Annotated in this window: 37 protein-coding genes; all 37 read left to right on the forward strand. The window is 66.0% G+C overall.

The window, feature by feature from the left end; genetic code table 11:
- Window positions 1-122 precede the first annotated feature (122 nt).
- The 37 genes from AB0J46_RS33330 (at window position 123) to AB0J46_RS33510 (ending at window position 26,329) form a co-directional block, all read left to right on the forward strand.
- Window positions 123-3,998 carry a DNA-directed RNA polymerase subunit beta' gene (locus tag AB0J46_RS33330; protein WP_357982792.1) on the forward strand — a complete coding sequence of 1,292 codons (3,876 nt, stop codon included), beginning with the start codon at window positions 123-125 and terminating at the stop codon, window positions 3,996-3,998.
- 556 nt (window positions 3,999-4,554) lie between these two features.
- Entirely contained in the window at window positions 4,555-4,929 is a 375-nt protein-coding gene (rpsL, locus tag AB0J46_RS33335) for a 30S ribosomal protein S12 (RefSeq protein WP_020542315.1), read from the forward strand.
- A gap of 2 nt (window positions 4,930-4,931) precedes the next feature.
- The gene (gene rpsG, locus AB0J46_RS33340; RefSeq protein ID WP_043623423.1) at window positions 4,932-5,402 is read left to right on the forward strand and encodes a 30S ribosomal protein S7; all 471 of its coding nucleotides are present in this window, start codon (window positions 4,932-4,934) and stop codon (window positions 5,400-5,402) included.
- 39 nt (window positions 5,403-5,441) lie between these two features.
- Window positions 5,442-7,541: an elongation factor G gene (gene fusA, locus AB0J46_RS33345; RefSeq protein WP_364338125.1), complete on the forward strand. Its 2,100-nt coding sequence runs from the start codon at window positions 5,442-5,444 to the stop codon at window positions 7,539-7,541.
- Window positions 7,542-7,650: 109 nt separating this feature from the next.
- Complete coding sequence (gene tuf, locus AB0J46_RS33350; RefSeq protein WP_352327252.1) at window positions 7,651-8,844, forward strand: elongation factor Tu; 1,194 nt, start codon at window positions 7,651-7,653, stop codon at window positions 8,842-8,844.
- A gap of 253 nt (window positions 8,845-9,097) precedes the next feature.
- Window positions 9,098-9,406 (forward strand): 30S ribosomal protein S10, encoded by a 309-nt coding sequence (gene rpsJ, locus AB0J46_RS33355; RefSeq protein ID WP_012887830.1) that lies wholly within the window; start codon window positions 9,098-9,100, stop codon window positions 9,404-9,406.
- 14 nt (window positions 9,407-9,420) lie between these two features.
- Window positions 9,421-10,074, forward strand: coding sequence for a 50S ribosomal protein L3 (gene rplC, locus AB0J46_RS33360; RefSeq protein ID WP_358282128.1), 654 nt, complete (start codon window positions 9,421-9,423; stop codon window positions 10,072-10,074).
- Window positions 10,071-10,721 carry a 50S ribosomal protein L4 gene (gene rplD / locus AB0J46_RS33365; RefSeq protein ID WP_364338126.1) on the forward strand — a complete coding sequence of 217 codons (651 nt, stop codon included), beginning with the start codon at window positions 10,071-10,073 and terminating at the stop codon, window positions 10,719-10,721. Before rplC ends, rplD begins: the two co-directional genes overlap by 4 nt.
- Window positions 10,721-11,023 carry a 50S ribosomal protein L23 gene (gene rplW / locus AB0J46_RS33370; RefSeq protein ID WP_352327250.1) on the forward strand — a complete coding sequence of 101 codons (303 nt, stop codon included), beginning with the start codon at window positions 10,721-10,723 and terminating at the stop codon, window positions 11,021-11,023. Before rplD ends, rplW begins: the two co-directional genes overlap by 1 nt.
- A 106-nt stretch (window positions 11,024-11,129) precedes the next feature.
- A complete protein-coding gene (gene rplB, locus AB0J46_RS33375) occupies window positions 11,130-11,966 on the forward strand; it encodes a 50S ribosomal protein L2 (protein WP_364338127.1) in 837 nt (278 codons plus the stop codon).
- Between the two features lie 11 nt (window positions 11,967-11,977).
- Window positions 11,978-12,256, forward strand: coding sequence for a 30S ribosomal protein S19 (rpsS, locus tag AB0J46_RS33380; RefSeq protein WP_012887835.1), 279 nt, complete (start codon window positions 11,978-11,980; stop codon window positions 12,254-12,256).
- 31 nt (window positions 12,257-12,287) lie between these two features.
- On the forward strand, window positions 12,288-12,641 hold the full coding sequence (gene rplV, locus AB0J46_RS33385) for a 50S ribosomal protein L22 (RefSeq protein WP_080043235.1): 354 nt from the start codon (window positions 12,288-12,290) through the stop codon (window positions 12,639-12,641).
- Window positions 12,641-13,486, forward strand: coding sequence for a 30S ribosomal protein S3 (gene rpsC, locus AB0J46_RS33390; RefSeq protein WP_352362898.1), 846 nt, complete (start codon window positions 12,641-12,643; stop codon window positions 13,484-13,486). The genes rplV and rpsC overlap by 1 nt, the downstream gene beginning before the upstream one ends.
- A gap of 2 nt (window positions 13,487-13,488) precedes the next feature.
- Entirely contained in the window at window positions 13,489-13,908 is a 420-nt protein-coding gene (rplP, locus tag AB0J46_RS33395; RefSeq protein ID WP_125644673.1) for a 50S ribosomal protein L16, read from the forward strand.
- Window positions 13,908-14,144, forward strand: a complete 237-nt coding sequence (rpmC, locus tag AB0J46_RS33400) for a 50S ribosomal protein L29 (protein WP_080047279.1) — start codon at window positions 13,908-13,910, stop codon at window positions 14,142-14,144. The genes rplP and rpmC overlap by 1 nt, the downstream gene beginning before the upstream one ends.
- Window positions 14,137-14,430 (forward strand): 30S ribosomal protein S17, encoded by a 294-nt coding sequence (rpsQ, locus tag AB0J46_RS33405; protein ID WP_352327248.1) that lies wholly within the window; start codon window positions 14,137-14,139, stop codon window positions 14,428-14,430. The genes rpmC and rpsQ overlap by 8 nt, the downstream gene beginning before the upstream one ends.
- 191 nt (window positions 14,431-14,621) lie before the next feature.
- Window positions 14,622-14,993, forward strand: a complete 372-nt coding sequence (gene rplN, locus AB0J46_RS33410; RefSeq protein ID WP_090769698.1) for a 50S ribosomal protein L14 — start codon at window positions 14,622-14,624, stop codon at window positions 14,991-14,993.
- A gap of 8 nt (window positions 14,994-15,001) precedes the next feature.
- On the forward strand, window positions 15,002-15,289 hold the full coding sequence (rplX, locus tag AB0J46_RS33415) for a 50S ribosomal protein L24 (RefSeq protein WP_352327499.1): 288 nt from the start codon (window positions 15,002-15,004) through the stop codon (window positions 15,287-15,289).
- A complete protein-coding gene (gene rplE, locus AB0J46_RS33420) occupies window positions 15,289-15,864 on the forward strand; it encodes a 50S ribosomal protein L5 (RefSeq protein ID WP_352327490.1) in 576 nt (191 codons plus the stop codon). The genes rplX and rplE overlap by 1 nt, the downstream gene beginning before the upstream one ends.
- A gap of 4 nt (window positions 15,865-15,868) precedes the next feature.
- On the forward strand, window positions 15,869-16,054 hold the full coding sequence (locus tag AB0J46_RS33425; protein WP_020542298.1) for a type Z 30S ribosomal protein S14: 186 nt from the start codon (window positions 15,869-15,871) through the stop codon (window positions 16,052-16,054).
- Window positions 16,055-16,199: 145 nt separating this feature from the next.
- Window positions 16,200-16,598, forward strand: a complete 399-nt coding sequence (rpsH, locus tag AB0J46_RS33430; RefSeq protein WP_125644666.1) for a 30S ribosomal protein S8 — start codon at window positions 16,200-16,202, stop codon at window positions 16,596-16,598.
- Window positions 16,599-16,614: 16 nt separating this feature from the next.
- Window positions 16,615-17,157, forward strand: a complete 543-nt coding sequence (gene rplF / locus AB0J46_RS33435; RefSeq protein WP_352327491.1) for a 50S ribosomal protein L6 — start codon at window positions 16,615-16,617, stop codon at window positions 17,155-17,157.
- A 2-nt stretch (window positions 17,158-17,159) separates the two neighbouring features.
- Window positions 17,160-17,543 (forward strand): 50S ribosomal protein L18, encoded by a 384-nt coding sequence (rplR, locus tag AB0J46_RS33440; protein WP_125644663.1) that lies wholly within the window; start codon window positions 17,160-17,162, stop codon window positions 17,541-17,543.
- A gap of 25 nt (window positions 17,544-17,568) precedes the next feature.
- Entirely contained in the window at window positions 17,569-18,198 is a 630-nt protein-coding gene (rpsE, locus tag AB0J46_RS33445) for a 30S ribosomal protein S5 (protein WP_357705907.1), read from the forward strand.
- A 2-nt stretch (window positions 18,199-18,200) separates the two neighbouring features.
- Window positions 18,201-18,383 carry a 50S ribosomal protein L30 gene (rpmD, locus tag AB0J46_RS33450; protein WP_080043226.1) on the forward strand — a complete coding sequence of 61 codons (183 nt, stop codon included), beginning with the start codon at window positions 18,201-18,203 and terminating at the stop codon, window positions 18,381-18,383.
- Window positions 18,384-18,385: 2 nt separating this feature from the next.
- Window positions 18,386-18,841, forward strand: coding sequence for a 50S ribosomal protein L15 (rplO, locus tag AB0J46_RS33455; protein ID WP_352327492.1), 456 nt, complete (start codon window positions 18,386-18,388; stop codon window positions 18,839-18,841).
- Window positions 18,842-19,012: 171 nt separating this feature from the next.
- The gene (secY, locus tag AB0J46_RS33460; protein ID WP_357982773.1) at window positions 19,013-20,317 is read left to right on the forward strand and encodes a preprotein translocase subunit SecY; all 1,305 of its coding nucleotides are present in this window, start codon (window positions 19,013-19,015) and stop codon (window positions 20,315-20,317) included.
- On the forward strand, window positions 20,317-20,967 hold the full coding sequence (locus tag AB0J46_RS33465) for an adenylate kinase (RefSeq protein WP_358282135.1): 651 nt from the start codon (window positions 20,317-20,319) through the stop codon (window positions 20,965-20,967). Before secY ends, AB0J46_RS33465 begins: the two co-directional genes overlap by 1 nt.
- A gap of 126 nt (window positions 20,968-21,093) precedes the next feature.
- Window positions 21,094-21,903 carry a type I methionyl aminopeptidase gene (gene map, locus AB0J46_RS33470; protein ID WP_352362891.1) on the forward strand — a complete coding sequence of 270 codons (810 nt, stop codon included), beginning with the start codon at window positions 21,094-21,096 and terminating at the stop codon, window positions 21,901-21,903.
- A gap of 17 nt (window positions 21,904-21,920) precedes the next feature.
- Window positions 21,921-22,346: a DUF1707 domain-containing protein gene (locus tag AB0J46_RS33475; protein WP_358282137.1), complete on the forward strand. Its 426-nt coding sequence runs from the start codon at window positions 21,921-21,923 to the stop codon at window positions 22,344-22,346.
- 108 nt (window positions 22,347-22,454) lie between these two features.
- Entirely contained in the window at window positions 22,455-22,832 is a 378-nt protein-coding gene (locus tag AB0J46_RS33480) for a hypothetical protein (protein ID WP_364338130.1), read from the forward strand.
- 276 nt (window positions 22,833-23,108) lie between these two features.
- Window positions 23,109-23,330: a translation initiation factor IF-1 gene (infA, locus tag AB0J46_RS33485; protein ID WP_012887858.1), complete on the forward strand. Its 222-nt coding sequence runs from the start codon at window positions 23,109-23,111 to the stop codon at window positions 23,328-23,330.
- 24 nt (window positions 23,331-23,354) lie between these two features.
- Window positions 23,355-23,468, forward strand: coding sequence for a 50S ribosomal protein L36 (gene rpmJ, locus AB0J46_RS33490; RefSeq protein WP_003956441.1), 114 nt, complete (start codon window positions 23,355-23,357; stop codon window positions 23,466-23,468).
- A 213-nt stretch (window positions 23,469-23,681) separates the two neighbouring features.
- A complete protein-coding gene (rpsM, locus tag AB0J46_RS33495) occupies window positions 23,682-24,062 on the forward strand; it encodes a 30S ribosomal protein S13 (RefSeq protein WP_125644650.1) in 381 nt (126 codons plus the stop codon).
- 42 nt (window positions 24,063-24,104) lie between these two features.
- Window positions 24,105-24,509: a 30S ribosomal protein S11 gene (rpsK, locus tag AB0J46_RS33500; protein ID WP_020542285.1), complete on the forward strand. Its 405-nt coding sequence runs from the start codon at window positions 24,105-24,107 to the stop codon at window positions 24,507-24,509.
- 23 nt (window positions 24,510-24,532) lie between these two features.
- Window positions 24,533-25,159 carry a 30S ribosomal protein S4 gene (rpsD, locus tag AB0J46_RS33505; RefSeq protein WP_352327498.1) on the forward strand — a complete coding sequence of 209 codons (627 nt, stop codon included), beginning with the start codon at window positions 24,533-24,535 and terminating at the stop codon, window positions 25,157-25,159.
- 153 nt (window positions 25,160-25,312) lie between these two features.
- Window positions 25,313-26,329 carry a DNA-directed RNA polymerase subunit alpha gene (locus AB0J46_RS33510; RefSeq protein WP_043623495.1) on the forward strand — a complete coding sequence of 339 codons (1,017 nt, stop codon included), beginning with the start codon at window positions 25,313-25,315 and terminating at the stop codon, window positions 26,327-26,329.
- Window positions 26,330-26,418: the final 89 nt, after the last annotated feature.

Below are 26,418 nucleotides of genomic sequence, written 5' to 3' on the forward strand. Positions count from 1 at the left end.
ATGTCCATCGAGATGCGCGACACCGACGAGGACGTCTTCCGCGCGGCGGAGGAACTCGGTATCGATCTGTCCCGGCGTGAGCCGAGCAGCGTGGAAGAAGTCTGAGGGGGAGATCGCACACAATGCTAGACGTCAACTTCTTCGACGAGCTCAGGATCGGTCTTGCGACCGCCGACGACATCCGTCAGTGGTCGCACGGCGAGGTCAAGAAGCCCGAGACCATCAACTACCGGACTCTCAAGCCGGAAAAGGACGGACTCTTCTGCGAGAAGATCTTCGGTCCGACCCGCGACTGGGAGTGCTACTGCGGCAAGTACAAGCGCGTCCGGTTCAAGGGCATCATCTGTGAGCGCTGCGGCGTCGAGGTGACCCGGGCCAAGGTGCGTCGTGAGCGGATGGGCCACATCGAGCTGGCCGCGCCCGTCACGCACATCTGGTACTTCAAGGGCGTGCCGTCGCGCCTCGGCTACCTGCTCGACCTGGCCCCGAAGGACCTGGAGAAGGTCATCTACTTCGCGGCCTACATGATCACGCACGTCGACACCGACATGCGTGAGCGTGACCTGCCCTCGCTGGAGGCGAAGATCTCCGTCGAGCGGCAGCACATCGAGCAGCGCCGTGACGCCGACGTCGAGTCCAGGCAGAAGAAGCTCGAGTCCGACCTGGCCGAGCTGGAGGCCGCCGGCGCCAAGGGCGACCAGCGGCGCAAGGTCCGCGAGGGCGCCGAGCGCGAGATGCGTCAGCTCCGCGACCGTGCCCAGCGCGAGCTGGACCGGCTCGACGAGGTCTGGAGCCGCTTCAAGAACCTCAAGGTCCAGGACCTTGAGGGCGACGAGCTGCTCTACCGCGAGATGCGCGACCGCTTCGGCCGCTACTTCAAGGGCGGCATGGGCGCGCAGGCGATCCAGGACCGCCTGATCAGCTTCGACCTCGACGCCGAGGCCGAGAACCTGCGCGAGACCATCCGCAGCGGCAAGGGCCAGAAGAAGGCCCGCGCCCTCAAGCGGCTCAAGGTCGTGTCGGCGTTCCTGAACACGACCAACTCGCCGCGCGGCATGGTGCTCGACTGCATCCCGGTCATCCCGCCGGACCTGCGCCCGATGGTGCAGCTCGACGGTGGCCGGTTCGCGACCTCCGACCTCAACGACCTGTACCGCCGGGTCATCAACCGGAACAACCGCCTCAAGCGTCTGCTCGACCTCGGCGCCCCCGAGATCATCGTGAACAACGAGAAGCGGATGCTCCAGGAGGCCGTCGACGCGCTGTTCGACAACGGCCGTCGCGGTCGCCCGGTGACCGGCCCCGGCAACCGGCCGCTGAAGTCCCTCAGCGACATGCTGAAGGGCAAGCAGGGTCGTTTCCGCCAGAACCTGCTGGGCAAGCGAGTCGACTACTCCGGCCGTTCGGTCATCGTCGTCGGCCCGCAGCTCAAGCTGCACCAGTGCGGTCTGCCCAAGCAGATGGCGCTGGAGCTGTTCAAGCCGTTCGTGATGAAGCGGCTCGTGGACCTCAACCACGCGCAGAACATCAAGTCGGCCAAGCGGATGGTCGAGCGCGCCCGCCCCGTCGTGTGGGACGTGCTCGAAGAGGTCATCACCGAGCACCCGGTGCTGCTCAACCGCGCTCCGACGCTCCACCGTCTGGGCATCCAGGCGTTCGAGCCGCAGCTGGTCGAGGGCAAGGCCATCCAGATCCACCCGCTCGTCTGCACCGCCTTCAACGCGGACTTCGACGGCGACCAGATGGCCGTGCACCTGCCGCTGTCGGCTGAGGCCCAGGCCGAGGCGCGCATCCTGATGCTCTCGACCAACAACATCCTCAAGCCGGCCGACGGCAAGCCCGTGACGATGCCCACCCAGGACATGGTCATCGGCCTCTACTGGCTGACCACCCAGAAGGAAGGCGCCACCGGCGAGGGCCGCGTGTTCGGCTCGATCGCCGAGGCGCAGATGGCCTTCGACCGCCGCGAGCTGGAGATCCAGGCGAAGATCCAGATCCGGGTCAAGGACGTCCTGCCGCCGCGCGACTGGGTCGCTCCGGAGGGCTGGGAGCAGGGTGACCCGATCCGGCTGGAGACGACGTTCGGGCGGTGCCTGTTCAACCAGACGCTCCCCGAGAGCTACCCGTTCGTCAACTTCCAGGTGGGCAAGAAGCAGCTGTCCACGATCGTGAACGAGCTGGCCGACACCTACCCCAAGGTCGAGGTCGCCAACTCGCTCGACGCGCTCAAGGACGCGGGCTTCCGCTGGGCGACCCGCTCCGGCGTCACGATCTCGATCGAGGACGTCGTCGCGCCGCCGAACAAGACCGACATCATGGAGAACTACGAGCGCCGGGCCGACAAGGTCCAGCGCGAGTACGAGCGTGGTCTGATCACCGACGAGGAGCGCCGTCAGGAGCTCATCGAGATCTGGACCCACGCCACGGCCGACGTCGAGACCGACATGGTCAACGCCTTCCCGGCGACCAACCCGGTCTGGATGATGGTCAACTCGGGCGCCCGTGGTAACAAGATGCAGGTCCGGCAGATCGCCGGTATCCGTGGCCTGGTGTCCAACACCAAGGGTGAGACGATCCCGCGGCCGATCAAGGCCTCCTTCCGCGAGGGCCTGTCGGTGCTGGAGTACTTCATCTCCACCCACGGTCAGCGGAAGGGTCTGGCCGACACCGCCCTGCGGACCGCCGACTCGGGTTACCTGACCCGTCGTCTGGTGGACGTCGCCCAGGACGTCATCGTGCGTGAGATCGACTGCGGCACCGACCGCGCGGTCCCGCTGCACGTCGGCGAGCGTGACGCGTCGGGCAACCTGGTCAAGGCGGAGAACGCCGAGTCCAACGTGCACGGCCGCATCATGGCCGAGGACGTCGAGGTCGACGGCAAGGTCATCGTCCCGGCGGGTGTCGACATCAACGACATCCACGTGACGAAGCTGGTCGAGGCCGGCGTCGAGACCGTCCGCACCCGCAGCGCGCTCGTCTGCGAGGCCAAGATCGGTGTCTGCGCGACCTGCTACGGCCGCTCGCTGGCCACCGGCAAGCTCGTGGACGTCGGCGAGGCGGTCGGCATCATCGCCGCCCAGTCGATCGGTGAGCCCGGCACGCAGCTGACGATGCGTACGTTCCACACCGGTGGTGTGGCCGGCGCCGACATCACCCACGGTCTGCCCCGTGTCACGGAGCTGTTCGAGGCGCGCATCCCCAAGGGTGTCGCCCCGATCTCCGAGGCCGAGGGCCGGGCCAGGATCGACGAGACCGACAAGACCAGGAAGATCGTCATCACCCCCGACGACGGGTCGGAGGAGATCGCCTACCCGGTCTCGATGCGTTCGCGCCTGCTCGTCCAGGACGGTCAGCGCGTGACGGTCGGCCAGCAGCTGATCGCCGGTGCGGTCAACCCCAACGAGGTGCTGCGCATCCTCGGCCCGCGGGCCGTGCAGCTGCACCTGGTGGCCGAGGTCCAGCAGGTCTACCGGTCGCAGGGTGTGTCGATCCACGACAAGCACATCGAGATCATCGTGCGGCAGATGCTCAAGCGCGTGAACGTGCTGGAGTCCGGTGACACCGACCTGCTGCCCGGTGAGCTGGTGGAGCGTCCGCGCTTCGAGCAGATGAACCGCGAGACGGTGGCCGAGAGCGGCTCGCCGGCCGCGGGTCGTCCGGTGCTCATGGGCATCACGAAGGCGTCGCTGGCCACCGAGTCGTGGCTGTCGGCGGCCTCCTTCCAGGAGACGACCAGGGTCCTGACGGACGCGGCGATCCACGCCAAGTCCGACTCGCTCCTGGGCCTGAAGGAGAACGTCATCATCGGTAAGCTCATCCCGGCCGGTACGGGCATGCCCCAGTACCGCAACATCCGGGTCGAGCCGACCGAGGAGGCCAAGGCCGCCATGTACACCGTCGGCGGTTACGACGGTTCCGCGGCCGACTACACCTTCGGCACGGGCAGCGGCGAGGCCGTCCCGCTGGAGGAGTACGACTTCGGTCAGTACAACCGCTAGCAGTTCGCAGGCGCCGCGCCCGGGTCTCTCTCCGAAGAGGCCCGGGCGCGGCGCTTTTCCGGCCGTACGCGCTGCCGTAGACGCTCCCAGACGCCCTGTGGGGGCGGGGCGGGCCCCGGGGGAGACTGCCCGCCGGTCTGACGGTCTGTGGGCCGCTTGCGGGGCTCCCCGGCGAATCGGCACACGTCGGTCCCCGGGCCCGGTATCATTGCCGCGGCGCTTCGGATGGGCTGGATGAGACAGGCCCCGGTGGCACGGAGCGGCGAGGCCGACAGGCGTTGCCGTGCCGTTTTGACGTGTCGGCTGGGCCTGGGTAGTCTTGAGCATCGTGCCCGTCTCTAGCGGGCTTTCGGCTGTGCGCTCATATCCATAGGGAGAGCGTCGGCTGGACTCTCAGGCTCGCAAGTCTCCGTGGCTGTGTCTGTGTGAATAGCGCGACACGCCCGACCGCGGGGGCACCGAGACGAGGAAAACCAGCAGGTCATGACACCGGCAGAACCTGCGAAATGCAAGACCCAATGACGTAACACCGGCCAAGGCACGAAACGGAGTGGCAGTGCCCACTATTCAGCAGTTGGTCCGTAAGGGCCGGCAGGACAAGGTCTCCAAGACCAAGACTCCTGCCCTCAAGGGGAGTCCGCAGCGGCGCGGTGTGTGCCAGCGCGTTTACACCACGACCCCGAAGAAGCCCAACTCGGCACTGCGCAAGGTGGCCCGCGTTCGGCTCACGAACGGCATCGAGGTCACGGCTTACATCCCCGGTGTGGGCCACAACCTGCAGGAGCACTCCATCGTGCTCGTGCGTGGCGGTCGTGTGAAGGACCTGCCTGGTGTTCGCTACAAGATCATCCGCGGTTCGCTCGACACCCAGGGTGTCCGCAACCGCAAGCAGGCCCGCAGCCGCTACGGCGCGAAGAAGGAGAAGAGCTAACAATGCCTCGTAAGGGTTCTCCTGGCCGTCGTCAGCTCATGTCTGACCCGGTTTACAGCTCGCCGCTGGTGACCGCCCTGATCAACAAGGTGCTCCTTGACGGCAAGCGCTCCATCGCGCAGTCGATCGTCTACGGCGCCCTCGAAGGCTGCAGGGAGAAGACGGGCAACGACCCGGTCGTCACCCTCAAGCGCGCGCTTGACAACGTCAAGCCCACCCTCGAGGTCCGCAGCCGTCGTGTCGGTGGCGCGACCTACCAGGTGCCGGTCGAGGTGCGCGCCGCGCGCAGCACCACCCTGGCCCTGCGCTGGCTGGTGCAGTACTCCCGCGCCCGCCGCGAGAAGACCATGACCGAGCGCCTCATGAACGAGCTCCTCGACGCCAGCAACGGCCTCGGGGCGAGTGTCAAGAAGCGCGAGGACACCCACAAGATGGCCGAGTCCAACAAGGCCTTCGCCCACTACCGCTGGTAACCCGGCGGGTTCGACGAGACGACGAGGACGCGAGTTAAAGTGGCCGCTACGACCGCTCTTGACCTGGCCAAGGTCCGCAACATCGGGATCATGGCCCACATCGACGCGGGCAAGACCACCACGACCGAGCGCATCCTGTTCTACACCGGTATCAACTACAAGATCGGTGAAGTCCATGAGGGCGCTGCCACCATGGACTGGATGGAGCAGGAGCAGGAGCGCGGCATCACGATCACGTCTGCCGCGACGACCTGTGAGTGGATCGGTCACACCATCAACATCATCGACACTCCGGGTCACGTCGACTTCACCATCGAAGTGGAGCGCTCGCTCCGCGTCCTCGACGGTGCCGTCGCCGTGTTCGACGGTGTCGCCGGTGTCGAGCCGCAGTCGGAGACGGTGTGGCGGCAGGCTGACCGGTACGAGGTCCCGCGCATCTGCTTCGTGAACAAGATGGACCGTGTCGGCGCGGAGTTCCACCGCTGCGTCGAGATGATGGTCAGCCGCCTGGGCGCGACCCCCGCTGTGATCCAGCTTCCGTGGGGTGTCGAGGCCGACTTCAAGGGCGTCATCGACCTCATCAAGATGAAGGGGCTCATCTGGAGCGCCGACGCGGCCAAGGGCGAGATGTACGACACCGTCGACATCCCGGCCGACCACGCCGACGCCGCCCGCGAGTGGCGTGACCGCCTCATCGAGACGGTGGCCGAGAACGACGACGAGCTGATGGAGCTCTTCCTCGAGGGCACCGAGCCCACCGAGGAGCAGCTGGTCGCGGCCATCCGCCGCGCCACGCTGAGCAGCGCCATCAACCCGGTGCTGTGCGGCACCGCGTTCAAGAACAAGGGCGTTCAGCCCCTGCTCGACGCGATCGTCGCCTACCTCCCCGCCCCGACCGACATCCCGGCGTTCAAGGGTTACGCGGTCGGCAACGAGGAGAAGGTGATCGAGCGTCACGCGGACCCGGCCGAGCCGTTCTCCGCGCTGGCCTTCAAGATCGCCAGCGACCCGCACCTGGGCAAGCTCACCTACATCCGTATCTACTCCGGCACCCTCGACACCGGTTCACAGGTCGTGAACTCGGTGAAGGGCAAGAAGGAGCGGATCGGCAAGATCTACCAGATGCACGCCAACAAGCGCGAAGAGCGCCCGCAGGCGATCGCCGGTCAGATCGTCGCCGTCATGGGTCTGAAGGACACCACGACCGGCGACACCCTTGCCGACCCGTCCAACCCGGTCGTGCTCGAGTCGATGACGTTCCCGGCTCCGGTCATCAACGTCGCCATCGAGCCCAAGACCAAGGGCGACCAGGAGAAGCTGTCCACCGCCATCCAGCGGCTGGCCGAGGAGGACCCGTCCTTCCAGGTCCGTCGTGACGAGGAGACCGGTCAGACGGTCATCTGGGGCATGGGCGAGCTTCACCTGGAGATCCTCGTCGACCGTATGCGTCGCGAGTTCAAGGTCGAGGCCAACGTGGGCCGCCCGCAGGTGGCCTACCGCGAGACCATCCGCCGCAAGGTGGAGAAGGTCGACTACACCCACAAGAAGCAGACCGGTGGTTCCGGTCAGTTCGCGCGGGTGATCATCGACCTGGAGCCGCTGGGCGAGGGCAACGACGGTTACGAGTTCCAGAACAAGGTCTCCGGTGGCCGCGTCCCGAGGGAGTACATCCCCTCGGTCGACGCCGGCGCCCAGGAGGCCGCCGAGTTCGGCGTGCTGGCCGGTTACCCGATGGTGGGCGTGAAGGTTACGCTGACCGACGGTGCCGCCCACGACGTCGACTCCTCGGAAATGGCGTTCAAGATCGCCGGCTCGATGGCCTTCAAGGAGGCCGCGCGCAAGGCGGACGCCGTTCTTCTCGAGCCGATGATGGCCGTCGAGGTCACCACGCCCGAGGACTACATGGGTGACGTCATCGGTGACCTCAACGGTCGCCGCGGGCAGATCCAGGCGATGGACGAGCGGGCCGGCGCCCGTGTCGTCCAGGCGCTCGTGCCGCTGTCTGAGATGTTCGGCTACGTGGGTGACCTGCGTAGCAAGACGCAGGGGCGCGCGAGCTACAGCATGCAGTTCGACTCCTACGCGGAGGTGCCTCCGGGCATCGCCAAGGAGATCGTCGCGAAGGCCCGGGGCGAATAACATCCCGGTCCCTGGCGGGGTGGTGTGAGCCACCCCGCCGCCTAGGGGTCTGGGATCTCCCGGGCCCGAGTGTGTAGACAAGTCAGTCAGATTCTCAAGGAGAGAACCAGTGGGCAAGGCCAAGTTCGAGCGGACTAAGCCGCACATGAACATCGGCACCATTGGACACATCGACCACGGCAAGACCACGCTGACCGCGGCGATCACCAAGGTGCTTCACGACCGTTTCCCCGAGCTCAACAAGGCGACCCCGTTCGACAAGATCGACAAGGCGCCCGAGGAGAAGGCTCGCGGTATTACGATCTCCATCGCGCACGTCGAGTACCAGACCGAGAAGCGTCACTACGCTCACGTTGACTGCCCCGGTCACGCCGACTACGTGAAGAACATGATCACCGGTGCCGCTCAGATGGACGGCGCGATCCTCGTGGTCGCCGCCACCGACGGCCCGATGCCGCAGACGAAGGAGCACGTCCTCCTGGCCCGCCAGGTCGGCGTCCCCTACATCGTCGTGGCGCTGAACAAGGCCGACATGGTCGACGACGAGGAGATCCTCGAGCTCGTCGAGCTGGAGGTCCGTGAGCTCCTGTCCGCGCAGGAGTTCCCCGGCGACGACCTGCCCGTCGTCCGCGTCTCCGCCCTCAAGGCTCTCGAGGGTGACGAGAAGTGGGCCGACAGCATCATCGAGCTGATGAACGCGGTGGACGAGAACGTCCCCGAGCCTCCCCGTGACACGGAGAAGCCGTTCCTCATGCCCGTCGAGGACGTCTTCTCGATCACCGGTCGCGGCACCGTCGTCACCGGTCGTATCGAGCGCGGCATCGTCAAGGTCAACGAGCAGGTCGACATCATCGGCATCAAGCCGGAGAAGACGACGACCACCGTCACCAGCATCGAGATGTTCAACAAGATGCTCGACGAGGGTCACGCCGGCGACAACGCCGCCCTGCTGCTCCGCGGCATCAAGCGCGACGACGTCGAGCGCGGCCAGTGCATCATCAAGCCGGGCACGACGACCCCGCACACCGAGTTCACCGGCCAGGTCTACATCCTGTCCAAGGACGAGGGCGGCCGCCACACGCCGTTCTTCAACAACTACCGCCCGCAGTTCTACTTCCGTACGACTGACGTGACCGGTGTTGTGAACCTCCCCGAGGGCACCGAGATGGTCATGCCGGGCGACAACACCGAGATGCGCGTTGAGCTGATCCAGCCCATCGCCATGGAGGAAGGCCTCAAGTTCGCGATCCGTGAGGGTGGCCGCACCGTCGGCGCCGGCCGGGTCGTGAAGATCATCAAGTAGCTCGACCGTCGGGGCGGCGGTCGGCCCCACATTCAGGGCCGACCGCCGTACCGCGTCAAGGGCCTCGCGTAAAGCGCCGTGATCCAGCAGTCGCTTCGGCCATAGTGACCGAAGTAACTGCCGGATCACGGAAGAAAAGACAGATCAACAGTGTCTGTCTCGTGGGGTCACGCAGGGTCAGACCTGCACCAGCACAGCGGCACAAGGCCGCACGATACTTTTTCAGACGACAGCGAAGGACACCGAGGCCACTATGGCGGGACAGAAGATCCGCATCCGGCTTAAGGCCTATGACCACGAGGTCATCGACAGCTCGGCCAAGAAGATCGTCGAGACGGTGACGCGGACTGGCGCGAAGGTCGCGGGCCCGGTGCCGCTGCCGACCGAGAAGAACGTGTACTGCGTCATCCGCTCGCCGCACAAGTACAAGGACAGCCGCGAGCACTTCGAGATGCGCACGCACAAGCGGCTGATTGACATCATCGACCCGACCCCCAAGACGGTTGACTCGCTCATGCGGCTCGACCTCCCCGCGGGTGTCGACATTTCGATCAAGCTCTGAGGGAACGCACTGACATGGCTAAGACGATCAAGGGCGTCCTGGGCAAGAAGCTCGGCATGACCCAGGTCTTCGACGCGGACAACCGGATGGTTCCGGTGACCGTGGTCGAGGCCGGTCCGTGCGTGGTGACCCGGGTCCGCACCGCAGACAAGGACGGCTACTCCGCCGTTCAGCTCGGCTTCGGGCAGGTCGACCCCCGGAAGGTCAACAAGCCGCTCGGCGACTACCTGCGTAAGCACGACATCACCCCGCGCCGTTACTTCGCGGAGATCCGCACCGACGACGCGAGCGACTACACCCTGGGCCAGGAGCTGCTGGCCGACACCTTCGAGGCCGGCCAGTTCGTCGACGTGACGGGCAAGAGCAAGGGCAAGGGCTTCGCCGGTGTCATGAAGCGGCACGGCTTCGGTGGTCTGGGCGCGTCGCACGGTACGCAGCGCAAGCACCGCTCGCCGGGTTCCATCGGTGGCTGCGCCACCCCGGGCCGCGTATTCAAGGGCCTGCGCATGGCCGGTCGGATGGGTAACGTCCGCACCACTGTGCAGAGCCTCAAGGTTCACTCCGTCGACGCCGAGAACGGTCTCATCCTGATCAAGGGTGCGATCCCCGGCGCGAACGGCAGCCTGGTCCTCGTTCGCACCGCTGCCAAGAAGGGGGCTGCCAAGTGAGCACCACTATTGACGTCCTCGACGCCAGCGGCGCCAAGGCCGGCACCGTCGAACTGCCCGAAGACGTCTTCGGCACGACGGTCAACGTTCCGCTGATCCACCAGGTGGTCGTGGCCCAGCTCGCCGCTCGCCGGCAGGGCACCCACAAGGCCAAGACCCGTGGCGAGGTCCGCGGTGGCGGCAAGAAGCCGTACCGCCAGAAGGGCACCGGCCGCGCCCGTCAGGGCTCGACCCGCGCGCCGCAGTTCACCGGCGGTGGCACCGTCCACGGGCCCGTGCCGCGTGACTACTCGCAGCGCACGCCCAAGAAGATGAAGGCCGCCGCGCTCCGCGGCGCCCTGTCCGACAGGGCCGGTGGCGGTCGCGTCCACGTGGTCAGCACGCTGGTGACGGGGGAGACCCCGAAGACCAAGGCTGCCCTGGAGGCCCTGCGCAAGATCACTCAGGCTCCCCGCGTGCTCGTCGTCGTCGACGAGGCCGACGAGATGACCTGGATGAGCCTGCGTAACGCTCCCGAGGTCCACCTGCTGGACGCCGGGCAGCTCAACACCTACGACGTGCTCGTGCACGACGACGTGGTCTTCACCCAGGAGGCGTACGACCAGGTCGTCGCGCGGCTGAGCCAGGGCGGGAAGGAAGACGCCTGATGGAGAAGATCGCCGACCCGCGCGACATCATCATCAAGCCGGTCGTCTCTGAGAAGAGCTACGGCCTGATCGATGAGAACAACAAGTACACGTTCCTGGTGAAGAAGACCGCGAACAAGACCCAGGTCAAGATCGCCGTTGAGCAGATCTTCGGGGTCAAGGTCACCAGCGTGAACACCATCAACCGGACGGGCAAGCGCAAGCGCACCCGCACCGGTTTCGGCAAGCGTCCCGACACCAAGCGCGCGATCGTGAGCCTGGTCGAGGGCGATCGGATCGACATCTTCGGTCAGATCGGCTAGCAGCGCCATAGATAGGAAGCGGGCCGAAAGGTCTGCGAGGGACGAGACCGTCGCATTTCGGTGCGGCGGGCTCGCCCATGTAACCGACGAAGGATGAACGAAAAAGATGGGCATCCGTAAGTACAAGCCGACGACTCCGGGTCGCCGCGGGTCGAGTGTCTCGGACTTCTCCGAGATCACCCGCAGCACTCCCGAGAAGTCGCTGCTTGCGCCCCTTCACAGCAAGGGCGGCCGGAACGTACACGGCCGGGTGACCGCGCGCCACCAGGGCGGCGGACACAAGCGCGCCTACCGGATCATCGACTTCCGTAGGCATGACAAGGACGGCATCCCGGCGAAGGTCGCTCACATCGAGTACGACCCCAACCGCACCGCCAACATCGCTCTGCTCCACTACGCCGACGGTGAGAAGCGCTACATCATCGCGCCGACCGGCCTCAAGCAGGGCGACCGAATCGAGAACGGCCCCGCTGCCGACATCAAGCCGGGCAACTGCCTGCCGCTGCGCAACATCCCGACCGGTACCTTCATCCACGCGGTGGAGCTCCGTCCGGGCGGCGGCGCGAAGCTCGGTCGTTCCGCGGGCGCCCAGATCCAGCTGCTCGCCAAGGAAGGCCAGTACGCCACCCTGCGTATGCCGTCCGGTGAAATGCGCATGGTCGACGTGCGCTGCCGGGCGTCGGTCGGCCAGGTCGGCAACGCCGAGCAGGCCAACATCAACTGGGGCAAGGCCGGCCGTATGCGGTGGAAGGGCAAGCGCCCGACCGTCCGTGGTGTCGCCATGAACCCCGTTGACCACCCGCACGGTGGTGGTGAGGGCAAGACGTCCGGCGGTCGCCACCCGGTGAACCCCAAGGGCAAGCCCGAGGGCCGCACCCGCCGGGCCAACAAGTCCAGCGACCGGCTGATCATCCGTCGTCGGAGCAAGAGGAAGAAGCGGTAGGAGCAGCCGAAATGCCACGTAGCCTTAAGAAGGGTCCCTTCGTGGACGACCACCTTCAGAAGAAGGTCGACGTCCAGAACGAGAAGGGCACCAAGAACGTCATCAAGACGTGGTCGCGGCGCTCCATGATCGTTCCCGACATGCTCGGGCACACGATCGCCGTGCACGACGGCCGCAAGCACGTCCCGGTGTTCGTCACCGAGTCGATGATCGGTCACAAGCTCGGAGAGTTCGCCCCCACGCGGACGTTCCGCAGCCACGTCAAGGAAGACCGGCGCAGCCGGCGATAGACGCCTTCAGAAGCATTTAGAGGAGTAAGCGATGGAAGCCAGGGCTCAGGCGCGGTTCGTCCGTGTCACGCCCCTCAAGGCCCGCCGCGTGGTGGACCTTATTCGCGGGCTGCCCGCTTCGGAGGCGCAGGCCGTGCTGCAGTTCGCTCCCCAGTCGGCGAGCGAGCCGATCTACAAGGTGCTCAGCAGCGCCATGGCGAACGCCGAGCACAACTTCAACCTCGACCCCAGCACGCTCGTCGTGAGCCGCGCCTGGGTCGACGAGGGCCCGACGCTGAAGCGGTTCCGCCCGCGTGCACAGGGTCGCGCCTATCGGATCAACAAGCGGACGAGCCACATCACCGTGATCGTGGAATCCCGCGAGCCGAAGGGAAGGACCCGATAGTGGGCCAGAAGGTTAACCCGCACGGGTTCCGCCTCGGCATCACGACCGACTTCAAGAGCCGGTGGTACGCCGACAAGCTGTACAAGTCGTACGTCGCCGAGGACGTGGCGATCCGCCGCATGCTGCAGAAGGGCATGGAGCGGGCCGGCATCTCCAAGGTCGAGATCGAGCGCACCACGGACCGTGTGCAGGTGGACATCCACACCGCGCGTCCGGGCATCGTGATCGGCCGCCGCGGCGCCGAGGCGGACCGCATCCGCGGCGACCTCGAGAAGCTGACCAAGAAGCAGGTCCAGCTCAACATCCTCGAGGTCAAGAACCCGGAGATCGACGCCCAGCTCGTCGCTCAGGGTGTCGCCGAGCAGCTGTCCAGCCGTGTCTCGTTCCGCCGCGCCATGCGCAAGGCGATGCAGTCGGCCATGAAGTCCGGCGCCAAGGGCATCCGTGTCCAGTGCGCCGGTCGTCTGGGCGGCGCCGAGATGTCGCGGTCGGAGTTCTACCGTGAGGGTCGCGTGCCGCTGCACACCCTCCGCGCGGACATCGACTACGGCTTCTACGAGGCCCGTACCACCTTCGGCCGCATCGGCGTGAAGGTCTGGATCTACAAGGGCGAGGCTCCGACCAGCCGCGCCGAGCGTGAGGCGGCTGCCGCCGGCGCTCGTGCCGGTCAGCGTCGCGAGCGTGACGACCGTCGTGGTGGCGGCGGCGACCGTCCGCGTCGTGGCGGCGGTGACCGTCCGCGTCGTGGTGGCGGCCGTGGCGACCGCGCCCCCCGTACCGAGGCAGCTTCGCAGGCTGCCCCTGAGACCGGCCCGGCTGCGCAGCCGGGTGCTGAAGGGAGCTGACCATGCTGATCCCGCGCAGGGTCAAGCACCGCAAGCAGCACCGGCCTGACCGCAGCGGAGCCGCCAAGGGCGGCACCAGGGTCGTGTTCGGCGAGTTCGGCATTCAGGCTGTTGAGCACTCCTACGTGACCAACCGCCAGATCGAGTCCGCTCGTATCGCCATGACCCGTCACATCCGCCGTGGCGGCAAGGTGTGGATCAACATCTACCCCGACCGTCCGCTCACCAAGAAGCCGGCCGAGACCCGCATGGGTTCCGGTAAGGGTTCGCCGGAGTGGTGGATCGCCAACGTCAAGCCCGGACGCGTGATGTTCGAGCTGTCCGGCGTGGCGGAGTCGGTCGCACGTGAGGCGCTCACCAGGGCGATCCACAAGCTGCCGATGAAGTGCAAGATCGTTAAGCGTGAAGTGGGTGAGGCGTGATGGCTAAGGGCCTGACCGCCGGCGAGCTGCGAGTGGAGGACCAGGACACCCTGGTCCAGAAGCTCAAGGAAGCCAAGGAGGAGCTGTTCAACCTCCGCTTCCAGGCAGCGACCGGTCAGTTGGAGAGCCACGGGCGGCTGCGCGCCGTCCGCCGCGAGATCGCCCGTATCTACACCGTGATGCGCGAGCGTGAGCTCGGCATCGTCACGGTCGAGAAGGAGACGAGCGATGGCTGAGACCGAGACCACCGAAACCACCGAGGCGAACGACGCGCGGAACTTCCGCAAGGTCCGTGAGGGCCTGGTCGTCAGCGACAAGATGGACAAGACCGTCGTCGTCGCCGTCGAGGACCGCGTCAAGCACCGTCTGTACGGCAAGGTCATCCGCCGTACGACCAAGTACAAGGCACACGACGAGGCCAACGCCTGCGGCGTCGGCGACCGTGTGCTGCTCATGGAGACCCGCCCCCTCTCCGCCACCAAGCGGTGGAGGGTCGTGGAGATCCTCGAGAAGGCCAAGTAAGGCTCTTCTCGGATATACCGCGCCTCGTGGGGGCCTCAGGGCCCCCATGACGGCGTCCAAGGACGCGAGGTCCTCCGGGCCTCGCGTCGCCTGCGGTGCGGCCCCTTCGTGGACTGTGGCCGTGGGAACAAGACAACGACAGGTTCCGCCAGGCTCAGAGATGAGAACCGGCGCGACTAACAGGAGTTCAAGTGATCCAGCAGGAGTCGCGGCTCAAGGTCGCCGACAACACTGGTGCGAAGGAAATCCTTTGCATCCGTGTTCTCGGTGGCTCGGGCCGACGCTACGCCGGTATCGGCGACATCATCGTCGCCACTGTCAAGGACGCGCTGCCGGGCAGCACGGGCGTCAAGAAGGGCGACGTGGTCAAGGCCGTCGTCGTCCGCACGGTCAAGGAGCGCCGCCGGCCCGACGGCTCCTACATCCGCTTCGACGAGAACGCCGCCGTCATCATCAAGGACAGCGGTGACCCTCGTGGCACTCGTATCTTCGGCCCGGTCGGCCGCGAGCTGCGCGACAAGAAGTTCATGCGCATCATCTCGCTCGCCCCGGAGGTGCTGTAATGCCGAAGCTGCATGTGAAGAAGGGTGACCTGGTTCAGGTCATCGCCGGCAAGGACAAGGGTGCCAAGGGTCACGTCATCGCCACGTACCCGCGCGAGGACCGCGTGGTGATCGAGGGCGTCAACATGATCAAGAAGCACACCAAGGAGTCTCTCCAGGGTCCGCGTGGCGCCAAGACCGGCGGCGTGCAGACGATGGAGGGCCCCATCCACGTGTCCAACGTGAAGAAGCTCAAGGACGAGAAGCCCGCCGACAAGAAGGCCGACAAGGCCGAGGAGACGGGTGAGGACAGCTGATGACCGCCACGACCACTGAGACCGAGCGCCCGACGCCGCGACTCAAGACGAAGTACCGCGAGGAGATCGCGGCCCAGCTTCGCGAGCAGTTCGGCATCGAGAACGTCATGCAGATCCCGGCCCTGACCAAGATCAAGGTCAACATGGGTGTCGGTGAGGCGGCTCGCGACTCCAAGCTCATCGAAGGCGCCGTACGCGACCTCACCGCGATCACCGGCCAGAAGCCGGCCGTCGTCCGGGCGCGCAAGTCCATCGCGCAGTTCAAGCTGCGTGAGGGCATGCCGATCGGCGCGCACGTCACGCTGCGCGGCGACCGCATGTGGGAGTTCCTCGACCGCCTGCTGGCGCTGGCGCTGCCCCGTATCCGGGACTTCCGCGGCCTGTCGCCGAAGCAGTTCGACGGCAACGGCAACTACACGTTCGGTCTGACCGAGCAGGTCATGTTCCACGAGGTCGACCAGGACAAGGTCGACCGCCCGCGGGGCATGGACATCACGGTCGTGACCACCGCGACGAACGACGACCAGGGCCGGGCGCTGCTGAAGCTCCTCGGCTTCCCGTTCAAGGAGGCCTGATCCAATGGCGAAGAAGTCGCTGATCGCCAAGGCGGGGCGCAAGCAGAAGTTCGAGGTCCGGGCCTACACCCGGTGCTCGCGTTGCGGTCGTCCGCGCGCGGTGTACCGCAAGTTCGGTCTGTGCCGCGTGTGCTTCCGCGAGATGGCGCACCGGGGCGAGCTGCCCGGCATCACCAAGTCGAGCTGGTAGATACTCTGGGGGGCGGCTCCACGTCGCCCCCCGGAGTCCATGTTCAGAAGAAGACAGGACGCTTTGCGTCCATGACCGCGCCGAAGGTCCACCGGCAGAGCGCTGCTTGGCCGACTGGAAACCGCGGCGAGGAAGGCCACTGGCCATGACGATGACCGACCCCATCGCAGACATGCTGACGCGTCTGCGCAATGCGAACTCGGCGTACCACGAGAGCGTGTCGATGCCGTATTCGAAGATCAAGGCGCACATCGCCGAGATCCTCCAGCAGGAGGGTTACATCCAGTCCTGGGCCGTCGAAGACGCCAAGGTCGGAAAGAACCTCGTGGTGGAGCTCAAGTTCGGGCCTACCCGTGAGCGTTCGCTCGCGGGCCTGCGCCGGGTTTCCAAGCCCGGTCTGCGGGTTTATGCGAAGAAGGACAACCTGCCTCGAGTTCTGGGCGGGCTGGGCGTCGCGATCATCTCGACGTCCGCCGGACTCATGACTGACAAGCAGGCCGGCAAGCGTGGCGTGGGCGGCGAAGTCCTCGCCTACGTCTGGTAGAGGGGAGGAACACAGCATGTCGAGAATCGGACGGCTGCCCATCCCTGTGCCCAGTGGCGTAGACATCACGATCACCGGCCAGGATGTCCAGGTCAAGGGCCCGAAGGGCACGCTTTCTCACACGGTCGCGGACCCGATTACGGTCGGTCGTGACGACGACGGCGCCATCGCCGTCTCCCGGCCCAACGACGAGAACAAGGTCCGTGCGCTGCACGGCCTGTCCCGGACGCTGATCGCCAACATGGTGCAGGGCGTCACCCAGGGGTACACGAAGTCCCTGGAGATCGTCGGCGTCGGTTACCGCGTCCAGGCCAAGGGCCCGACGCAGCTGGAGTTCTCGCTGGGCTTCAGCCACCCGGTCATCGTCGACGCCCCCGAGGGTGTCTCCTTCCGCGTCGAGAAGCCGACCCTGTTCCACGTGGACGGCATCGACAAGCAGAAGGTCGGCGAGGTCGCGGCCAACATCCGCAAGTTGCGCAAGCCTGACCCGTACAAGGGCAAGGGCGTGCGTTACCAGGGCGAACAGATCCGCCGCAAGGTCGGAAAGGCTGGTAAGTAGGCATGGCTCCGAAGACTGCGTTCAGCAAGCACACGGCTGCCCGCACCGTCTCGCGGGCTCGCCGTCACCGCCGCGTCCGCAAGTTCGTCGTCGGTACGGCCGAGCGTCCGCGCCTGGTCGTCAACCGTTCGACCCGTCACATGTTCGTCCAGATCGTGGACGACTCCGTCGGTCACACGCTGGTGAGCGCCTCCACCATGGACGCCTCGCTGCGCACCCTTGAGGCCGACAAGACGGAGAAGGCCAAGAAGGTCGGCGAGCTCCTCGCTCAGCGGGCCAAGGAAGCCGGGATCACCAAGGTCGTCTTCGACCGCGGTGGCAACCGCTACGCCGGTCGCATCGCGGCTCTGGCGGACAGCGCCCGCGAAGGCGGGCTGGAATTCTGATGGCAACTGAGAAGAGGAACCACTGATGGCTGCAGCTCCGCGTCGCGGTGGCGGCACCGGTGGCGAGCGGCGGGACCGTCGTGACGATCGCCGCGGTGGCGCCGCCGACAAGGGCGTCTCGTACATCGAGCGCGTAGTGAAGATCAACCGAGTGGCCAAGGTCGTGAAGGGTGGTCGTCGCTTCAGCTTCACCGCCCTCGTCATCGTCGGTGACGGCAACGGCCTGGTCGGCGTCGGTTACGGCAAGGCCAAGGAAGTCCCCGCGGCCATCGCCAAGGGCGTCGAAGAGGCCAAGAAGCACTTCTTCAAGGTGCCTCGCATCCAGGGCACCATCCCGCACACCGTGCAGGGCGAGGAGGCGGCCGGTGTCGTCTTCCTGCGTCCGGCGTCGGCCGGTACCGGCGTCATCGCCGGTGGCCCGGTGCGCGCGGTCCTGGAGTGCGCCGGCATCCATGACGTGCTGTCCAAGTCGCTCGGCTCGGACAACCCGATCAACATCGTGCACGCCACCGTGGCGGCTCTGAAGGGCCTTTCCCGCCCCGAGGAGATCGCCGCCCGCCGTGGCCTGCCGATCGAGGACGTGGCTCCGGCCCGCATGCTCAAGGCTCAGCGCGAGGGCATCGCCGAGGCCGCGGCCGCGAAGGCGGTGAGCTAGTCATGGCACGCCTGAAGATCACTCAGGTTCGCTCGAAGATCGGTGGCAAGCAGAACCAGCGTGACTCGCTGCGTTCGCTTGGCCTGAAGCGAATCGGCGATGTCGTCGTCAAGGAGGACCGTCCCGAGATTCGCGGGATGGTGTCCGTGGTGACGCACCTCGTCGAGGTGGAAGAGGTCGACTAGTCATGACTGACAAGGCTCCGCTCAAGATTCACGACCTGCGTCCTGCTCCGGGTGCCAACAAGTCCAAGATCCGCAAGGGTCGTGGCGAGGCGTCCAAGGGCAAGACGGCCGGTCGCGGCACCAAGGGCAGCCACGCCCGTACCACGGTTCCCCTCGGCTTCGAGGGTGGCCAGGTGCCGCTGCAGAGGCGTCTGCCGAAGCTCAAGGGCTTCTCCAACGCCCTGTTCAAGACGACCTACCAGGTCGTCAACCTGGACAGGCTCGGCGAGCTGTTCCCCGAGGGTGGCGACGTCACCGTCGAGGCCCTGGTGGCCAAGGGCGCCGTTCGCAAGAACCAGCTCGTGAAGGTGCTCGGCACCGGCGAGATCTCCGTCGCTGTGAACGTTACGGCTCACGCCTTCTCGTCCGCCGCGAAGGAGAAGATCGCCGCCGCCGGTGGTTCCGTTACCGAGCTGTAGCTCCGCTATGACGAGGCGTGGGGGTTCCGACAATGGGCCCCCACGCCCTTAGTGCGTTAGAGTTCGGCGAGACGGCAGGATTCTGTCCGGCTCGTTTGACTTGAGACTTGACATGGCAGATCCCCGCACCACCGCATACTCACATCGCCATAAAGGCGCGCAGGAGGGACCGTGCTGACCGCGTTTACCCGGGCGTTCCGGACACCGGACCTGCGCAAGAAGTTGCTCTTCACCCTGGGCATCATCGCGCTGTTCCGTCTCGGCTCGGTTCTTCCGACTCCGGGAGTTCACGTCCAGAACCTCGCGGCCTGTTTCGATCAGGCCCGTAACGGAGCCACCGGCAACATCTATGGGATGGTGCAGCTGTTCAGTGGTGGTGCGCTCCTGAAGCTCTCGGTGTTCGCGCTGGGCATTATGCCGTATATCACCGCGAGCATCATTCTTCAGCTGCTCGTCGTGGTGATTCCACGTCTTGAGGCTCTCAAGAAGGAAGGCCAGGCGGGTCAGGCCAAGATCACGCAGTATACGCGTTATCTGACCATCGGCCTCGGCGTCCTCCAGTCGACCGCCTTCATCGCGCTCGCGCGGTCCGGCCAGCTGTTCCCCAACTGCCAGCAGTCCGTCCTGCGTGACCCCGACGACGTCTTCGGCATCGTCACGATGGTCATCATCATGACGGCCGGCACGTCGGTGATCATGTGGCTCGGTGAGCTCATCACCGACCGCGGCGTCGGCAACGGCATGTCCATTCTGATCTTCACGCAGGTCGTCGCGGTCTTCCCGTCCGAGCTGTCCAACATCTTCCAGGCGAACAAGTTCACCTTCGCGGTGGTCCTGGTCGTCGGTGTCTTCATGATCGCGGCCGTGGTCTTCGTCGAGCAGGCGCAGCGCCGCATCCCGGTCCAGTACGCCAAGCGCATGGTGGGCCGCAGGATGTACGGCGGCACCTCGACGTACATCCCGCTCAAGGTCAACCAGGCCGGCATCATCCCGGTCATCTTCGCCTCGTCGCTGCTCTACCTGCCGCAGCTGCTGACCTCGCTCTTCCCGACGTCGAACAACGCGGTCGTCCAGTGGATCTCCCAGTACCTGGTCAGGGGCGACCACCCGGTCTACATGATCACGTTCTTCGTGCTGATCGTCTTCTTCACGTACTTCTACGTGTCGATTACGTTCAACCCCGCTGAAGTCGCCGACAACATGAAGAAGTACGGTGGGTTCATTCCGGGCATCCGTCCCGGCCGTCCGACGGCTGAATACCTGAACTTCGTGCTCACCCGTCTGACCGCGCCCGGCGCGCTCTATCTGGGTCTGATCTCCATGATCCCGATCGTCGCGCTGGCGGTGGCCGGGGCTAGCCAGAACTTCCCGTTCGGAGGGACGAGCATTCTGATCATGGTTGGTGTCGGCCTGGACACGGTGAAGCAGATCGAGAGCCAGCTCCAGCAGCGTAACTACGAAGGTTTCCTGCGGTAGTGCGTCTCGTTCTCGTCGGGCCCCCCGGAGCGGGTAAGGGGACACAGGCCCAGTACATCGCATCGAACCTGTCCATCCCGAAGATCTCGACAGGTGACATCTTCCGTGCCAACGTCTCGGGCGGCACGGACCTCGGCAAGCTGGCCAAAACCTACATGGACCGTGGCGATCTCGTGCCCGACGAGGTCACCATCGCCATGGTCCGCGACCGACTGTCCGAGGACGACGCGCAGGACGGGTTCCTGCTCGACGGCTTCCCGAGGAACGTCGCGCAGGCGGAGATCCTGCGCGACATGCTCAAGGACTGGGGTCTGGAGCTCGACCTGGTGCTGGAGCTGGTCGTGGACGACGACGAGGTCGTCCGGCGGCTGGCCGGGCGGCGCACGTGCAGTCAGTGCGGCCGTATCTGGCACGTGGAGTTCGACGACAAGAAGGACGACAAGTGCGACGCCTGCGGCGGCGCGCTGTTCCAGCGGGACGACGACAAGGAAGAGACCGTCAGGCACCGCCTGGAGGTCTACCAGGAGCAGACCGCGCCGCTGGTCTCGTACTACGTCGGCGAGGACATCCTTGTGGGCGTCGACGCGACCGGGCCGGTCGAAGAGGTGACGCAGCGGGCCATGGAGGCGATCCGCCCGTACCTGGGATGACGCCGGACACGATCTCCTGCGAAGGTGGCACGGATATCCGTGCCACCTTGCTGTTTTGTGTGCGGCTATTGTGGGGGAATTAGGGCTCCCACGAGGCCCGTCAGAAACCCCGGGGGGTGCCGAACAATGTTCAAGAGAAACCGACACGGAATCCAGATCAAGTCGCCCGAGCAGCTGGAGAAGATGCGGGCCGCCGGCCTGGTGGTCGGGCGCACGCTCGATCTGCTGAAGCGCTCCGTCGAGCCCGGCATGACGCCGCTCGACCTCGACTCCATCGCCGAGAAGGCGATCAGGGACGAAGGCGCGATCCCGTCGTTCAAGGGATACCAGGGCTTCCCCGCGACGATCTGCGCGTCCGTCAACGACGAGGTGGTGCACGGCATCCCCACGGACGCCCGCAAGCTGCGCGAGGGCGACGTCATCTCCATCGACTGCGGCGCGATCCTGGAGGGCTGGCACGGCGACTCCGCCGTCACGGTGCCGGTCGGCGAGGTCGACCCGAAGCTGACCGAGCTGATGCGGGTCACCGAGGAGGCCATGTGGCGCGGCATCGCCGCGCTGAAGGTCGGCCGCCACCTGTCCGACATCGGCTACGAGATCGAGCGTTACGTCAAGACCCAGGGCCGCTTCGGCATCCCTCCGGAGTACGGCGGCCACGGCATCGGCACCGAGATGCACATGGACCCGTGGATCGCCAACCACGGCAAGCCGGGCCGCGGCCCGCTGCTGGAGGAGGGCATGTGCCTGGCCATCGAGCCCATGGTGAACCTGGGCACCGAGCGCACCCGCGTGCTGTCCGACGACTGGACGGTCGTGACGATCGACGGGAAGGCCTCGGCGCACTTCGAACACAGCGTCGCGGTGACACATAATGGACCTTGGGTGCTTACCGCCCTGGACGGTGGCGAAGAGCGCCTGAGTCACCTTCAGCCCTGACCCCCGGGAGTGGTGGAATGGCGAACAGCCCCGAGATGCGTGCCTCGGACGTCGACCGCGATCGGGTGGCCGCCATCCTCCGGGAGCACACCGCGCAGGGCCGCATCACGATGGACGAGTTCAACGAGCGGCTCGAAGAGCTCTACAAGAGCAAGACCTACGGTGACCTGGCCAAGCTGACGGCCGACCTGCCCGACGTCGACCTGCGCCACCGGCCGGCGAAGCCCGAGGCGGCGCCCGCGACGCGCGGCAACCTGCATCCGGGCATGCGGGCGGCCTGGGGCGCCTGGGCCACGGCCAGCGCCATCAACTGGGTGATCTGGCTGATCGTGAGCGTCTCGTCCGGTCACATGATCTATCCGTGGCCGCTGTGGGTCATGGGGCCCTGGGGCGCGATCCTGCTGATGAGCACGATCTTCGGGAACGGGCCCAAGCGCAGCTAGCCCGGAGCCGTATGTGCCGTAATGCACTGTGTGTATTCCTCCGCAGTGCGTGACGGCGCTGGTTCCTAGCGTGTGCCGTGTCGGGAACACGACTCACGGAGGAATCAGATGCGCAAGGTCCTCGCAGCCGCCGCCCTCGCCGGCTCGATCGCCGTCACCGGTCTCGCCGTCGCCCCCGCCGCCCAGGCGGCCTCGTCCGGGGGGTGGGGCACGTTCTACGCGGCCAACCACAAGGCGTACACGCACGGCAGCACGTACCGGTCGCACGGCAAGGTCTACACCCACTGGTACGGCAAGGAGGCCACGCCGAAGTTCGGCTACGTGTGGTTCCGGTACCACGCGAACGGCAGCTGGCACCAGTTCTCCAGGAAGTGGGACGGGAGCCACGACGAGACCTGGTCCGGCCGGGGGATCAAGAAGATCTACACCTGGACGTGCTGGGGCGGCCCGTCCACGTACTGCGGTGACCGGCACCGCATCTTCTAGGAGCACCCTGCGAAGGACCCGCCGGTCCGCCCGGCGGGTCCTTCGGTGTACGGACGAAGGAGTATGGGCCGTGGGGTACACTCTTACATGGTTGTGTCAGGACACCTGGCACGCGTTTCGCGTTTTGGGCTCAGGTGTCGTACACTCCTTAGTCGGCTCACTATGACTATCACGCGTCGGCGGTCTTTGCCGATCGCCGCTCTCTTCGAAGCGTGAGGTCGCGGCTGCTTAGTGAACCGGAGCCTCAGACGACCGATCAGTGAAACGCGAGGGATTTTGGCCAAGAAAGACGGCGCCATCGAGATCGAGGGCACTGTGGTTGAGTCGCTCCCGAACGCCATGTTCCGGGTGCAGCTCGACAACGGCCATAAGGTCCTGGCCCACATCAGCGGACGGATGCGGATGCACTACATCCGAATTCTGCCGGACGACAGGGTAGTCGTTGAACTGAGCCCCTACGACCTGAGTCGCGGGCGGATCGTCTACCGATACAAGTAAGACGTCTGAGGAACACGAAGGACAATGAAGGTAAAGCCGAGCGTCAAGAAGATCTGCGACAAGTGCAAGGTGATTCGCCGGCACGGTCGCGTCATGGTGATCTGCGACAACCTGCGCCACAAGCAGCGTCAGGGTTAGTCGTACGCAAGGTTTCTCCGAGTCCGCCCCGATTTAGGGAGCGGGCTCGACGCATGAGGAGCCCGCGACAGTAATCGCGTCTCACACCTGGGCCGGCGGAGCGATCCGTACCACTCAGGAGACCCCCGGTCGGAGGCCGGGGCCCTCACCCCGGGCATGGGGAGGGGTAGTGCGGCGCAAGACCTCCGCCCAAAAGAAGGAGAATGCCCGACCATGGCTCGCCTGGTTGGCGTCGACCTCCCCCGCGAGAAGCGGCTGGAGATCGCTCTCACCTACATCTACGGAATCGGCCGCACCCGCGCCCAGGAGATCCTCCAGGCGACCGGTGTCAGCGGCGACCTCCGCGTGCACCAGCTCTCCGACACCGAGCTCGTCCCGATGCGTGACTACATCGAGGCGAACTTCAAGATCGAGGGTGACCTGCGCCGCGAGGTCCAGGCCGACATCCGTCGCAAGATCGAAATCGGTTGCTACCAGGGCATCCGGCACCGCAAGGGCCTTCCGGTCCACGGTCAGCGCACGCAGACCAACGCGCGTACCCGTAAGGGCAAGAAGAAGACCGTCGCCGGTAAGAAGAAGCCCGGTAAGAAGTAGTCCACAGCCGCGGACCGAAGATCTCAGGAGTAATGGCAAACAATGCCTCCTAAGAGCCGTCAGGGTGCCCCGAAGAAGGTGCGCCGCAAGGAAAAGAAGAACGTCGCTCACGGGCACGCCCACATCAAGAGCACGTTCAACAACACGATCGTCTCGATCACCGACCCGAACGGGAACGTGATCTCCTGGGCCAGCGCCGGCCACGTGGGTTTCAAGGGCTCCCGTAAGTCCACCCCGTTCGCCGCCCAGATGGCCGCCGAGAACGCCGCCCGCCGCGCCATGGAGCACGGCATGCGCAAGGTCGACGTGTTCGTCAAGGGTCCCGGCTCCGGCCGTGAGACCGCGATCCGCTCCCTCCAGGCCACCGGCCTCGAGGTGGGTTCGATCCAGGACGTCACGCCGGTCCCGCACAACGGCTGCCGTCCGCCGAAGCGCCGCCGCGTCTGAATTTCCCCAGGAGATATTGAGAAATGGCTCGTTACACGGGCGCGGACTGCAAGCTCTGCCGTCGCGAGAAGACCAAGCTCTTCCTCAAGGGCAGCAAGTGCGAGTCCGCCAAGTGCCCCATCGAGATCCGTCCTTACCCGCCGGGTGAGCACGGCCGCGGACGCCCCAAGGAGTCCGAGTACCAGCTTCAGCTTCGCGAGAAGCAGAAGACCCGTCGCATCTACGGCGTCCTCGAGAAGCAGTTCCGCAACTACTACGAGGAGGCCGCGGGCAAGAGCGGCAAGTCGGGTGAGGTGCTGCTCCAGATCCTGGAGAGCCGTCTCGACAACGTCGTCTACCGCGCCGGCTTCGCCCAGTCGCGTGACGCCGCCCGCCAGCAGGTGCGCCACGGCCACATCCTGGTGAACGGCAAGAAGGTCGACATCCCGTCGTACCGCGTTCGCGAGCACGACATCATCGAGGTCCGCGAGACCAAGCGCAACCTGCTGCCCTACGAGGTCGCTCGGGCGACCGCGGGCGAGCGCACGGTTCCCGCGTGGCTCGGCGTCGTGCCGGAGAAGCTCCGCGTCCTGGTCCACCAGCTGCCGGTTCGCCAGCAGATCGACACCCAGGTCCAAGAGCAGCTCATCGTCGAGTACTACTCCAAGTAGTCACTGACGTCCTAGTTCGGGTACGGATTTCCGTAGGCGCGCAAGGCGCTGCCTGCGGAAGATCGCTATACGCGGTCTTCGTACCCGAACTAGACTGTTTATCGGAGTGGCGTCATATAGCGGGCGCCACACGACAAGGGGAGAACCCACACCATGCTGATCGCTCAGCGCCCGACTCTCCTCGAAGAGTCGATCGACGAGACCCGGTCCCGGTTCGTCATCGAGCCGCTGGAGCCGGGCTTCGGCTACACCATCGGCAACTCGCTGCGTCGCACGCTGCTGTCGTCCATCCCGGGCGCGGCCGTGACGAGCATCCGCATCGAGGGCGTGCTGCACGAGTTCTCGACCGTTCCCGGGGTCAAGGAAGACGTCACCGACATCATCCTGAACCTCAAGGAGCTGGTCGTCTCCTCCGAGCACGACGAGCCGGTCGTGATGTACCTGCGCAAGCAGGGCCCGGGTGAGGTCACCGCCGCCGACATCGCGCCTCCGGCCGGTGTCGAGGTGCACAACCCCGAGCTGCGCATCGCCACGCTCAACGGCAAGGCGAAGCTGGAGATGGAGCTGACCGTCGAGCGCGGTCGCGGCTACGTCTCCGCCGCCCAGAACAAGCAGCCGGGCCAGGAGATCGGGCGCATCCCGATCGACTCGATCTACTCCCCGGTGCTCAAGGTCACCTACAAGGTCGAGGCGACCCGAGTCGAGCAGCGCACCGACTTCGACCGTCTCATCCTCGACGTCGAGACCAAGCCCGCCATGAAGCCCCGCGACGCGGTGGCCTCGGCCGGCAAGACCCTCGTCGAGCTCTTCGGCCTGGCCCGTGAGCTCAACGTCGAGGCCGAGGGCATCGACATCGGCCCGTCGCCGACCGACGCCGCCCTGGCCGCCGACCTGGCGCTGCCGATCGAGGAGCTGAACCTGACCGTTCGCTCCTACAACTGCCTCAAGCGCGAGGGCATCCACACCGTGGGTGAGCTCGTCGCCCGCAGCGAGCAGGACCTTCTCGACATAAGGAACTTCGGGGCCAAGTCGATCGAAGAGGTCAAGCAGAAGCTGCACGAGATGTCGCTGGCGCTCAAGGACTCCCCGCCCGGGTTCGACCCGAGCGCGGTGGCCGGCGGCGGCTACGACGACGACGACAGCGCGTACGTCGAGACCGAGCAGTACTGAGCCTCGTGCGGAGACCCCGTCTCCGCACGTGCCCCGCACGCGCCGAGTGGCCCAGCCGCTCGGCGCGTGACGAACGTAACGGCCCAGTC

This window comes from Nonomuraea sp. NPDC049758 (assembly GCF_040674635.1).
In the GTDB taxonomy this organism is placed as follows: Bacteria; Actinomycetota; Actinomycetes; order Streptosporangiales; family Streptosporangiaceae; genus Nonomuraea.